9 protein-coding genes and 1 tRNA gene are annotated in these 11,987 nt (G+C 68.7%); 6 read left to right on the forward strand and 4 right to left on the reverse strand.

What is annotated here, in order from left to right; translation table 11 throughout:
- Positions 1-14: 14 nt before the first annotated feature.
- Positions 15-1,007 carry a tRNA dihydrouridine synthase DusB gene (gene dusB, locus BLP83_RS08760; RefSeq protein ID WP_091241437.1) on the reverse strand — a complete coding sequence of 331 codons (993 nt, stop codon included), beginning with the start codon at positions 1,005-1,007 and terminating at the stop codon, positions 15-17.
- Positions 1,008-1,126: 119 nt separating this feature from the next.
- Between dusB and BLP83_RS08765 the strand changes: the two genes are divergently transcribed.
- The 5 genes from BLP83_RS08765 to BLP83_RS08785 all read left to right on the forward strand — a co-directional run bounded on the left by BLP83_RS08765 (position 1,127) and on the right by BLP83_RS08785 (position 6,602).
- Positions 1,127-2,299 carry a cystathionine gamma-synthase gene (locus BLP83_RS08765; RefSeq protein WP_091241440.1) on the forward strand — a complete coding sequence of 391 codons (1,173 nt, stop codon included), beginning with the start codon at positions 1,127-1,129 and terminating at the stop codon, positions 2,297-2,299.
- Positions 2,300-2,736: 437 nt separating this feature from the next.
- Positions 2,737-3,789 carry a type 1 glutamine amidotransferase domain-containing protein gene (locus BLP83_RS08770; RefSeq protein ID WP_091241443.1) on the forward strand — a complete coding sequence of 351 codons (1,053 nt, stop codon included), beginning with the start codon at positions 2,737-2,739 and terminating at the stop codon, positions 3,787-3,789.
- A 22-nt stretch (positions 3,790-3,811) separates the two neighbouring features.
- On the forward strand, positions 3,812-4,507 hold the full coding sequence (locus BLP83_RS08775; protein ID WP_091241445.1) for a response regulator transcription factor: 696 nt from the start codon (positions 3,812-3,814) through the stop codon (positions 4,505-4,507).
- The gene (locus BLP83_RS08780) at positions 4,504-5,718 is read left to right on the forward strand and encodes a sensor histidine kinase (RefSeq protein ID WP_091241447.1); all 1,215 of its coding nucleotides are present in this window, start codon (positions 4,504-4,506) and stop codon (positions 5,716-5,718) included. Before BLP83_RS08775 ends, BLP83_RS08780 begins: the two co-directional genes overlap by 4 nt.
- 308 nt (positions 5,719-6,026) lie before the next feature.
- The gene (locus tag BLP83_RS08785) at positions 6,027-6,602 is read left to right on the forward strand and encodes a class I SAM-dependent methyltransferase (RefSeq protein WP_091241450.1); all 576 of its coding nucleotides are present in this window, start codon (positions 6,027-6,029) and stop codon (positions 6,600-6,602) included.
- A gap of 255 nt (positions 6,603-6,857) precedes the next feature.
- Here BLP83_RS08785 and BLP83_RS08790 read toward each other — a convergent pair whose 3' ends face one another.
- The 3 genes from BLP83_RS08790 to BLP83_RS08800 all read right to left on the reverse strand — a co-directional run bounded on the left by BLP83_RS08790 (position 6,858) and on the right by BLP83_RS08800 (position 9,552).
- Entirely contained in the window at positions 6,858-8,744 is a 1,887-nt protein-coding gene (locus BLP83_RS08790) for an ABC-F family ATP-binding cassette domain-containing protein (RefSeq protein WP_091241502.1), read from the reverse strand.
- Positions 8,745-8,820: 76 nt separating this feature from the next.
- Positions 8,821-8,897 (reverse strand) — tRNA-Asn (locus tag BLP83_RS08795).
- Between the two features lie 112 nt (positions 8,898-9,009).
- On the reverse strand, positions 9,010-9,552 hold the full coding sequence (locus BLP83_RS08800) for a GspH/FimT family pseudopilin (RefSeq protein ID WP_091241453.1): 543 nt from the start codon (positions 9,550-9,552) through the stop codon (positions 9,010-9,012).
- Positions 9,553-9,844: 292 nt separating this feature from the next.
- Here BLP83_RS08800 and uvrB point away from each other — a divergent pair, with 292 nt between their 5' ends.
- On the forward strand, positions 9,845-11,893 hold the full coding sequence (gene uvrB / locus BLP83_RS08805) for an excinuclease ABC subunit UvrB (RefSeq protein ID WP_091241455.1): 2,049 nt from the start codon (positions 9,845-9,847) through the stop codon (positions 11,891-11,893).
- Positions 11,894-11,987 lie beyond the last annotated feature (94 nt).

An 11,987-nucleotide genomic window follows, 5' to 3' on the forward strand; every position in this document is an offset into this window, starting at 1 on the left:
GGGTCAGGGTAGGCTCAGGCGGCGCGGTCGAGCGTGAGGCCGGCCTCTCGCGCGGCGAACCAGTCGCGGGCAAGCGCAGTTTGCGCCTCCGCCGTCGTTGCCGCGTTGACGAGCGCGCGAAAGCGGTCGCCACCCTCGACATCCCTGGCGTACCAGCCCAGATGCTTGCGCGCGATGCGCAGGCCCTGTTCCTCGCCGTAGAACGCATACAGCGCGTCGAGATGGCCGAGCAGGATGTCGCGCACCTCGCTCAGGTCCGGCTCGGGCAGGCGCTGGCCGGTGGCGAGGAAATGGGCGACCTCGCGGAAGATCCACGGCCGGCCTTGCGCCGCGCGGCCGATCATCACCGCATCCGCACCCGTCTCGCGCAGCACGGCGGCGGCCTTTTCCGGCCCGGTGATGTCGCCATTGGCCAGCACCGGGATGTGCAGCTCGGATTTGATCTCGGCGATCAACGCGTACTCGGCCTCGCCTTGGTAGAGGTCCTCGCGGGTCCGGCCGTGCACCGCCAGCGCCTGGATGCCGGCGGCTTCCGCGATGCGCGCGATCGCCAGCCCGTTGCGGTGCGCCCGCGCCCATCCGGTGCGGATCTTCAGGGTCACCGGCACCTCGACCGCACGCACGACGGCCTCGAGGATGCGCCCGACCAGGGCCTCGTCGCGCATCAGCGCCGAGCCCGCCCAGGCGTTGCAGACCTTCTTGGCCGGGCAGCCCATGTTGATGTCGATGATCTGCGCGCCCTGCTCGACGTTGTGGCGGGCGGCGTTCGCGAGTTGCTCGGGCTCGGTGCCGGCGATCTGCACCGAGATGGGGTCCGGCTCGCCGGCATGGTCCATGCGCAGCTTTGACTTGCGGGTGTGCCAGAGCTTGGGATCGGAATGGGTCATCTCCGACACCGCCAACCCCGCACCCAGGCGCTTGCACAGCACCCGGAAGGGCTTGTCGGTGACGCCGGCCATGGGCGCCAGCACCACGCGCGGTTCGATGGGGTAGGGACCGATTCGCATGCCGTCCAGTGTATCGAGCGCCGCGCCCGGGGGAATGACCGCAGCCCGCGGATCGGAGACGCAAAGGCTAGAATCCGCGCCTCGCCGAGCCTCTCGGCAGCCCCCACACGGAACGCCCCATGAGCAAGCCCTCGAACGCCCGCCACGGCCTCGGCACGCGCGCCATCCACGCCGGCCAGTCGCCCGATCCGACCACCGGCGCGGTGATGACGCCGATCTACGCGACCTCGACCTATGTGCAGCGCAGCCCCGGCGACCACCAGGGCTTCGAGTATTCGCGCAGCCACAACCCGACCCGCTTCGCCTACGAGGACTGCGTCGCCGCACTCGAAGGTGGCCGCCGGGGCTATGCGTTCGCGTCGGGTCTGGCCGCGACCTCGACCGCGCTGGAAGTGCTCGACTCCGGCAGCCACGTGATCTGCATGGACGATGTCTACGGCGGCACCTACCGCCTGTTCGAGCGCGTGCGCCGGCGTTCGGCGGGGCTGGACTTCAGCTTCGTCGACCTCGACGACCTCGACGCCGTGGCTGCGGCCCTGCGCCCGAACACCAGGATGATCTGGTGCGAGACGCCGACCAACCCGATGCTGAAGCTGGTCGATATCGCCAAGCTCGCGGCCTTCGCGCGCGAGAAGGGCCTGATCCTCGCCGTCGACAACACGTTCTGCAGCCCGATCCTGCAGCGCCCGCTGGAGCTGGGCGCGCATCTGGTCATGCACTCGGCGACCAAGTATCTGAACGGCCACAGCGACATCGTCGGCGGCATGCTGGTGGTGGGTGACCACGCCGAGCTGGAAGAGAAGCTCACCTTCCTGCAGAACGCGGTCGGTGGCGTGCAGGGCCCGTTCGACAGCTTCCTCGCCCTGCGCGGCCTGAAGACCCTGCACCTGCGCATGCGCGCGCACTGCGAGAACGCACTCGCCCTGGCGCAGTGGCTGGAAACGCATCCCAAAGTGCGCCGCGTGATCTATCCGGGCCTTGAATCGCACCCGCAGCACGCGCTGGCCAAGCAGCAGATGCATGGATTCGGCGGGATGATCAGCGTGGTGCTCGACACCGACCTCGCCGGTACCCGCCGGATGATGGAGCGCTGCAAGCTGTTCGCGCTGGCCGAATCTCTGGGTGGCGTCGAGAGCCTGATCAACCACCCGGCGATCATGACCCACGCGTCGGTGCCGCCGGAGAACCGCGCCAAGCTCGGCATCCACGACAACCTGGTGCGTCTGAGCGTGGGCGTTGAGGACCTCGTCGATCTGCGCGCGGAGCTGGAGGACGCGCTCGGCGCGATCTGACTCGGAGCCGGGATTCGGGATTGGGGATTCGGGATTCGAAAGAGCGCGGCCCATAGGGTGGGTCTTGACCCACCGGAGCTGAACTCTCGCGGTGGCCCACGAGATCTTTCGCGGTGCTCCCCTCTCCCCTTGTGGGAGAGGGGCCGGGGGAGAGGGGTAGGGTGCTTGCGACGAGCGTTGCCCCCTCTCCCCAACCCGCCTTCGCTTCGCTTGGGCTCCAGAGAGCGTCGGCTGCCACCGGCAGCCGACAAGCGCTCTCTTCCGCTTCCCACCAGGGGAGAGGGGCTCGCTTCGGTGGCTTGCGACGCTGCGGCCGATCCCAAATCCCAAATCCCGAACACCCAATCCCCAATCCCCAATCCCAACCAAAGTGTTGAGCCCCGCTTGAGACAAGCCCCCCACGCTGACGCCATTGGATCAACGGCGGAGGCTCGAGCATGTGGCGCAAGCGATGGGTGCGGTGGGCGATGGGTCTGGGGTCTTTGCCGCTGCTGCTGGTATTGGGGCTGTGGGTCTGGTGGGCGGGCATCGATTTCAGCCACAGCGTGGCCAACCCGCAGGCCACAAGCGCGGACCTCCACTGGCTGCCCGCCGACCCAGCGCCTGCGCGCGGCCGCATCCTTGCCGTGCTGACGAGCGTCGAGCGCACCTTGGGCGGTTCCGGGCGGGCAGGCTTCGAGCTCACCGAGCTCTCGCGCGCCTGGTGGGTGTTCGAGGCCGCGGGTTTCGAGGTCGAACTCGCCAGCCCGGCAGGCGGCGCGCCGCCCAAGGTGGTCGATACCGATGATGCGGTCGATGCCGATTACGCCTTCCTCAACGAGCCGCGCACGCGCGCTGCGATGGAGGCGACGCTGCGCCTCGATGCGGTCGATCCGACCCGCTACGACGCGGTGTATGTGGTCGGTGGCAAGGGCGCGATGCTGGATCTGCACGGCAACGAAGCGCTGCAGCGCATCCTTGCCGAGGTCTACACCCGCGGTGGCGTGATCAGTGCCGTCTGCCACGGCCCGGCGGCGTTGCTCGGCGTCGAGATCGCACCTGGGAAGACCCTGCTGCAAGGCCGTCGCGTCACTGGATTCAGCAACGCCGAGGAGTATTTCCTGATGGAGGACCCCGTGCAGCGACTGGGCTTTCTGCTGCAGGATGCGCTGGCCGATGAGGGCGAGTTCAGCGAGGCGCCGATGTACCTCGAGCATGTGGTGGTCGATGGTCGCGTGCTGACGGGTCAGAACCCGTGGTCGACCTGGGCCCTGGCCGAGGCGACGGTGCGCGCGCTGGGCGCGGAGCCCGTCGCGCGCCCGCGCAGCAGCGAGGAGCGCGCGGTCGATCTGCTGCATCGCCTGCACGTCGAAGGCTACGACGCCGCGCGCGCCGCCAAGCCGGGGCTCGGGCCGGTCGACAATCGCCTGCTGCTGATGCACGGCCTCATCGCTTCGATGCGCGGCGAGTACAAGCGCATGTTCGATCTGATGCGCTTGGCGCGTGTCTGAGCGCCCAACGGAGCGCCTGCGCATGTCTGAGTGTCGGCCCGAACGCCTGCGGGTGCTGCTGGTCGAGGATGATCTCGATATCGCCGCAGGCCTGGTTGACTACTTCGAAGCGCGCGGCATCGCGGCCGAGCACGCCTACAACGCGCGCGAGGCGCAGGCGCGCCTGCTGGAGGCGCGTTTCGACCTCTGGCTGTTCGACGTGCAGCTGCCCGGCGAGGACGGCTTCAGCCTCTGTCGGCGCTTGAAGGCGCTGCAGCCCGACAGCGCGCCGGTGCTGTTCCTGACCGCGCGCGGCGCGCTCGCCGATCGGTTGGCCGGTTTCGAAGCCGGCGCGGTCGACTATGTGATCAAGCCCTTCGAGCCGGCCGAGCTGGTCGCTCGCGTTCGCGCTCTCGCGAAACATGTACCTGCGCGTGCCGGCGGCTGGATCGTGGTCGACGATTGGCGGCTCGACCCGCAGCGCGGCTTGCTCGAGCGCGCCGGCACGCAGCTGCAGCTTTCGGCGTCTGCGGCCCGACTGCTGCGCTGCCTGCTGCAGGCCAGCCCAGGCTGCGTCAGCCGCGCTGAGCTGGGCGAAGCGCTGTGGGGCGAAGCCGGCGAGGACGATGACCTTCGCACCCATCTGTACGCACTGCGGCGAGTGCTGCGCGAGACCTTCGGGCAGGCACCGATCCACAGCGAGCGCGGCCTGGGCGTGCGCTTTGGAGGACGCCCATGAAGCCGCGCTCACTGCGGCGCGTGCTCGGCCTGCAGTGGGCGCTGTTCGCCGGTGCCCTGCTGGTCGGCCTGTTCATGCTGGCGCTGGTGGCGCTTTATGTGCTCGAGGACAGCTTCATCGACGCGCGTCTGCGCGAGGCCGAGCGCGCCTTTCACGGTGAACGTCCGCGCCTGCCCCAAGTGGAGCTGAAGCGCCTGGATGAGATCCCAGCCTCGGTCCGAGCGCAGATCGAGCACCTGGCAGCGCGCGACTACGACCCCTTCGCCTTCCACGTTCGCGAACTCCGCATCGACAGCGACCGCTACATCCACGTGCGCGCGTTGCCGCCGGATGAGCGCGGGCCGCGCTTTCTGGTGTTCGAAGCCCAGGACGAGCTGCGAGTGACATCCGCCGCGGTGCGCGCCGCGCCCGTGCTCGGCCTGCTTCTGGTGCTGATCCTGCTGCAGGCGGCCTGGCTGGCGCGGCGCTTCGTCCGCCGTATCGAGGGCGCCGCTGGCAGTCTGCTCGACGCGATCGAGCGCGAGCCCAGCGTGGAGTCCTTGCGCGCTGCTGCCGATGCGCAGCCAGTCGAGGAGTTCCAGCGTTTTGGACAGGCGCTGGCGCAGTCGCTGGAGGCGCGGCTGGCCGCCCTGCAGCGCGAGGAGGAGACCCTGCGCTTCATCGCCCATGAGCTGCGCACGCCGCTGCAGAGCGCGCGGCTGGCCATGGAGGCGATGGGCGAACAGATCGAATCCGCCGCCGAGGCACGCCTGCGTCGCGCCCTGCAGCGGCTTGAGCGGGCCAGCGCGGCGGTGCTCTGGCTGGGCGAGTCGACGCCGGTCGCCGAAGCGCTCGACGTGGAGCCGTTCCTGTCGATGCTGGTCGAAGAGTTCGCTGCGCTCGCCGAGCGGCGTGGCCAGCACATCGTGATCGGCGGCGATGCGGACCTGCGCTGGGCCCTGCCGCCGGCAGCCATCGAGGCGGTGCTCGGCAATCTGCTGATCAATGCGATCCAGCACGGCGCGCCGGGTGCGATCGAGATCAGCGTGGATGCGGAGCGGATCGAGTTCCGCAACGCGATGCATGCTGAAGAAAGTCACTCGGGCTTCGGCCTGGGCCTGGAACTCGCCCGTCGGCTCCTGGCCAAGATTGGCTGGACCCTGGAAGCGCGCTTCGATCGCGACGGGGCAAGGCTCATCCTCGCCCCTGTGTCGAGAACGCCGGGCGTGTGATCTGCGGCTGTTCAAGGTCTTGAGGGTCTGCAGTGAAATCGAGGCGCGCGATGCGCGCGTCCTGCCACTTCGAGTGACGCTGCACCACAAACCAAGCCGAGACGTGTGGGCGCCGGTCGCGCTCCCGCCGCCGCGAGTCACGCTTCGGCGGATCCAACACGACATTCGAAGACCGCGACGGGGCTCTGCCTTGAGCCTCGCTTGAGGCAGGCAACGCAGCCTTGTCCTGCCGCGACTGGCGCGGCCCAAGGCAAGGACTGCAGATGGATCAGCACAGCGCACTTCGCGCGAACGCCCCCCGCGCTCGGATGAAGGCCACGGGAGAATGGCGCGCCTTCCTCGCACGCATGCTGCGTCACCCGCGCATCGTTGGGGCCATCGCGCCCTCCAGCCCGGCCCTGGCAGCGGCCATGCTCAGCGCAGCACAACCGCTCGAAGGCCCGGTGCTGGAGCTGGGTGCCGGGACCGGCGTGTTCACGCGCGCCCTGCTGGGGGCCGGCGTGGCACCGCGCGCGCTGCACGTCGTCGAGCGTCTGCCCGAGTTTGCCTCAGGCCTGCGCGCTCAGCTGCCTGGGGTTCAGGTGCTGGAGTGCGATGCCGCGCAGCTGCGGCCCGAACAATTTGCGGACGCGCCCGCCACCGCACTGTCGGGCCTGCCGCTGCGTGCGATGGGCGAGGCGCAGATCGAGGCCATCCTGCGCGCCGTGCTCGATTGCTGCCGGTCGGATCTGCGCTTTGTTCAATTCAGCTACGGATGGCGCTGCCCGGTGCCTGCGTCGATCCGGGCGCGTCTGGGTCTGCGCGCCGAGCGCATGCGTTGGGTGCCGTGGAATCTGCCGCCGGCCTGGGTGTGGCGGCTGCAGCGCGACGCGACTGCAGGCTAGTGCGTCGCAAGCCGTCTGCGGCCGGCGGCGCGGACAGCCTTCGCGCTTGTCGAAACTAGGCGCACTGAAGCCTGGGCGGCCGCACCAGCAGCGTGTCGAAAAACGCCCATCCCGGGCGTTTTTCGATTCGGCGGTTCGGCGCAGGTCCGTACCGCCTCAGGACGAATCAAGCGCTTACTCGCTCGATTCGTCGCTCGGGCCGTCCATGGCCGGTCCAACAGGCTGCATTTCAAGTGCCTGCGAGGGCGGGCTGGTTCAGCCCAGCGCGTCCTGCACCGTCAGCCACTCTTCTTCAAGTGCATCGCGTTCACCGCGCAGCTTGCCCTGCAGCTGCACCAGCTTCTGGATCTCGGCCTTGTCGCCGGCATAGAGCGTCGGGTCGGCGAGGCGGGTGTCGATCTCGACCAGCTCGCGGCCGATCTTGTCGAGACGCGTCTCGATGGCCTTGATACGGTTGCGCAGCGGTTTCTCGCGCTCGCGCTGCTCGGCGGCGCTGCGGCGGCGGTCTGCCTTCGACTCGCTCGACTCGACCTCGGTCTCGGTGGGCTTGGCAGCGGCGGCGGTGATCGCCGAGGCGCCCTTGCGCAGCCAGGCCGCGTAGTCGTCCAGGTCGCCCTCGAAGGGCGCGACCTGGCCGTCGGCGACCCGCCACCAGCTGTCGCAGACCAGACCCAGCAGATGGCGGTCGTGGCTGACCAGCAGGATCGCGCCCGGGAACTCGGCCAGCGCATCGGCCAGGGCCTCGCGCATGTCGAGGTCGAGGTGGTTGGTGGGCTCGTCGAGCAGCAGCAGGTTGGGCTTGCGCCAGGCGATCAGGGCCAGAGCGAGGCGCGCGCGCTCGCCGCCGGAGAAGCCGTCGACCGGCTCGAACACGCGGTCGCCGGCGAAGTTCCAGCCGCCCAGGTAGGCGCGCAGCTGGGCCTCGCCGATGCCCGGCGCGATCTCCGCCAAGTGCTGCAGGGGGCTGTGGCCTTCGGTGAGCTGCTCGACCGTGTGCTGGCTGAAGTAGCCGATGTTGAGTTCGAGGTGGGCCGCGCGTTCGCCCTTGAGGGGGGCAATCTCGGCAGCGAGATTCTTGACCAGGGTCGACTTGCCGGCGCCGTTGCGGCCGAGCAGGCCGATGCGGTCGCCGGGCTCCAGGCTGAACTTCACTCCGCGCAGGATGGTGGTCTCGCCGTAGCCGGCGTCCACTTGGTCCAGGCGCAGCAGGGGCGTGGGCAGCTTGGCCGGCTCGGCGAAGCTGAACTCGAAACCGCGCTCGGCGCGTACAGCCTCCGTGCCGGCCAGCTTCTCCAGCCGCTTGACCCGCGACTGCGCCTGCTTGGCCTTGCTGGCCTTGGCTTTGAAGCGGTCGATAAAGGCCTTGAGCTTGGCGCGCTCGGCCTGTTCGCGTTCAAAGGCGATCTGCTGCTGGCGCAGCTGCTCGGCGCGCTGGCGTTCGAAGCTGGTGTAGTCGCCGCTGTACAGGCGACCGGTGCCGCCGTGCAGGTGCAGTGTGTGGGTGGCGATGCCGTCGAGGAACTCGCGGTCGTGCGAGATCACCAGCACGGTGCCGGCGAAACGCTTCAGCCATTCCTCCAGCCACAGCACGGCGTCGAGATCGAGATGATTGGTCGGCTCGTCGAGCAGCAGCAGGTCGGCGGGTGTCATCAGGGTGCGCGCCAGGTTCAGGCGCACGCGCCAACCGCCGGAGAAGCTCGCGACCGGCCGCTCGTGGGTATCGGCAGGAAAGCCGAGCCCGTGCAGCAGGCGACCCGCGCGCGCGCGGGCGTCGTAGCCGCCGAGCTCCTCGATGCGCTGGTGCGCGGTCGCCGCGGTCTCATGGTCGCCGCGGGCTTCGGCCTCGCTGGCGGCACGCAGAGCGTCCGCGACGGGCCGGTCACCGCCCAGCACAAAGTCGAGCGCGGGGTCTGGCAGGGATGGGGTTTCCTGTGCGACCGCCGCCATGCGCAGGCCGCCGGGCAGGTCGATGTCGCCGGCATCGGGCTCCAGCTCGCCCTGGATGGCGGCGAACAGGGTCGACTTGCCGCAGCCGTTGCGCCCGATCACGCCCACCCGCCAGCCGGCGTGCAGGGCGGCGTCGAGGCCGGAGATGAGCAGGCGTTCGCCGCGGCGGAGCGCGAGGTTGCGGAAGGCGATCATGGGCAGCAGCGGCTCGCGCGATCGACAGGCCAGAAAGAACAAAGGCCGGAACTTGCGTTCCGGCCTTTGTGAATGGTGGCTCCCGAGGCCCGACTCGAACGGGCGACCCTCTGATTAACAGTCAGATGCTCTAACCGGCTGAGCTACTCGGGAACAGAGCCGCGCATTGTAGTCAGTCTGCGGCCGCGGTCAAGCCCTCGGCCTGAAATGCCGCCCGGCGGCGTGCAACCCAGAATTCGGCAGGCGCTGGGCTGTTCACACGCGCTCACGTGCAGCCACCGTTGATGGTTTCCGGCCGCGCCTGCCGCAGGCGTCCCGTGTTGTTCAGCACCAGAGCGCCGAGCAGGCGTCCGTCTTCGCTGCAGAGGCGCAGGCTCAGGTTGCTGGCGCCGCTGCCGCCGTTGGGCCGGAACACCGCCATCGGTCGCTGCGCGCTGCTGCGGATGCGCAGCGTGGGCGTGGGGTCGAGGTGCGTGCGCTCGACGCTCTCGTTGGCGTCACGCCGGCCGTTGCGATTGGCATCAACAAAGACCAGCCAGCCCTGGTCCCAAACGCCGCCGCTGCGGCAGCTGAGGCCGTCGGCACTGGGGCAGATCGCCGCTGGCAGCCCGCGGGTCACGGCCAGGGTGCGGGCTTGGTGGAAGCCGCTCATCAGGCCGTGCTGGGTGGCGACGAAGCGCTGCCGCTCCTGCAGCTGCTGGAAGCCGGGCAAGGCGATGCCGACCAGCACCCCCGCCACCGCCAAGCTCATGAAAAGCTCGATCAGGCTGAAGCCCCGGATCGAGCGATACGCGAAGCCGATACGCATAGGACAGTCCCCCAAGGCGTCGGCGGCGAAAGGGCCGCGTACGACGTGGAGACAGTCTCGGCAGGCGCGCGCTTTGGCGGAATCGGAAGCCGCTCCGGTGGAGGGTAGGAGTTCTGCCCATGCGGGCCGTGGAGTGCTCGCAGGCCCGGGGCCTCCCGCGCGCCTCACGCTGCTGTCAGTACCGTGTCAGCATCAACGACCCAGACTTGCGCGATTTGCGTGCAGCGCCCAGCCTCGGCCGATTCCCGATTCCCGATTCCCGATTCCCGATTCCCGATCCAGCCCGAGACCCATGACCCGTCCAGAAGCCGCCAACATTCCCTTCGAACTCGTCTCGCCCTATCAGCCCTCAGGCGATCAGCCGCTGGCGATCGCGCGCCTGGTCGAGGGCTTCGAGGATGGACTGGCACACCAGACCCTGCTGGGCGTGACCGGCTCGGGCAAGACCTACACCATCGCCAACGTCATCGCGCAGATCCAGAAGCCGACCCTGGTGCTGGCGCCGAACAAGACTCTGGCGGCCCAGCTCTACGGCGAGTTCAAGCAGTTCTTCCCGAACAACGCGGTTGAGTACTTCGTCAGCTACTACGACTACTACCAGCCCGAGGCTTATGTCGTCGCCAGCGACACCTTCATCGAGAAGGACAGCTCGATCAACGAGCACATCGAGCAGATGCGCCTGTCGGCCACCAAGGCCCTGCTGGAGCGCCGTGACGCGCTGATCGTCGCCTCGGTGTCGGCGATCTACGGCCTCGGCGACCCCAACGAGTACTTCCAGATGGTGCTGCACATGGTGCGCGGCGAGCGTATTGACCAGCGCGAGCTGATCCGCCGCCTGACCGAACTGCAGTACACCCGCAACGAGTTCGACCTGCGCCGCGGTACCTATCGCGTACGCGGCGAGGTCATCGATGTGCATCCGGCCGAAAGCGACAGCGAGGCGGTGCGCATCGAGTTGTTCGATGGCGAGATCGAGCAGATCGCCCTGTTCGACCCGCTGACCGGCGAGGTCCAGCGGCGCATCCCGCGCTACACCATCTATCCCAAGACCCATTACGTCACCACGCGGCGCACCGTGCTGGAGGCCATGGAGGCGATCAAGGTCGAGCTCGCCGACCGGCTGGAGTGGTTCTACGCCAACAACAAGCTGCTGGAGGCGCAGCGCCTGCAGCAGCGCACCACCTTTGATCTGGAAATGATGGGCGAGATCGGCTACTGCCAGGGCATCGAGAACTACTCCCGGCACCTGACCGGGCGCATGCCCGGCGAGGCCCCGCCCTGCCTGTTCGACTACCTGCCGCCGGATGCGCTGCTGGTGGTTGACGAATCGCATGTCACCGTTCCGCAGATCGGCGGTATGTACAAGGGCGATCGCGCGCGCAAGGAAACCCTGGTGGAGTACGGCTTCCGCCTTCCCAGCGCGCTGGACAACCGTCCGCTCAAGTTCGAGGAGTGGGAGCGGCGCGCGCCGCGCAGCATCTTCGTCTCGGCCACGCCGGCCAAGTACGAGCTGGAGAAGTCGCACGGCCACATCGTCGAGCTGGTGGTGCGGCCGACCGGTCTGGTGGATCCGGAAGTCGAAGTGCGGCCGGTGCGCACCCAGGTCGACGACCTGCTCTCCGAGATCCACGAGCGGGTTGGCTGGGGCGACCGCGTGCTGGTCACCACGCTGACCAAGCGCATGGCCGAGAACCTCACCGAGTACCTTGGCGAGCACGGGGTCAAGGTGCGCTACCTGCACGCCGACGTCGACACCGTCGAGCGCATGGAGATCATCCGCGACCTGCGCCTCGGCGTGTTCGACGTGCTGGTCGGCATCAACCTGCTGCGCGAAGGTTTGGACATGCCCGAGGTCTCGCTGGTGGCGATCCTCGATGCCGACAAGGAGGGCTATCTGCGCTCGGCGCCTTCGCTCATCCAGACCATCGGCCGCGCGGCCCGCAACGTGCGCGGCAAGGCCATCCTCTATGCCGACCGCATCACCGGCTCGATGGAAGCCGCGATGGGCGAGACCGCGCGCCGCCGCGAGAAGCAGATCGCCTACAACGCCGAGCACGGCATCACGCCCAAGACCATCGTCTCGCGCATCAACGACGTCATGGAGGGCGCGCGCAGCGAGCCGGCGGAAGCCAAGAAGAGCCGCGGCCGCACCACCGCCAGCGAGCGCCGCGTGGCCGAACAGCGCGACGACTACCGGCAGATGAACCCCGAGCAGATCGGCGCCGTGCTGAAGAAGCTCGAAGCGCAGATGTACAAGCACGCCAAGGACCTCGAATTCGAGGAAGCCGGCAAGATCCGCGACGAAATCCGCCGCATCAAAGCCGAAGGACTGGTGGGGTGAGACGGCGCGTTTGCGCGGCATGCCGCGCGCGCCGTCGAACGCCCGAGCGCTGTGCGCGAGGGCCGGGGCCGAAGGCAGACGGCGCGTTTGCGCG

Origin of the sequence: Aquimonas voraii, from assembly GCF_900101825.1 — a bacterium.
Taxonomy (GTDB): domain Bacteria; phylum Pseudomonadota; class Gammaproteobacteria; order Xanthomonadales; family Xanthomonadaceae; genus Aquimonas; species Aquimonas voraii.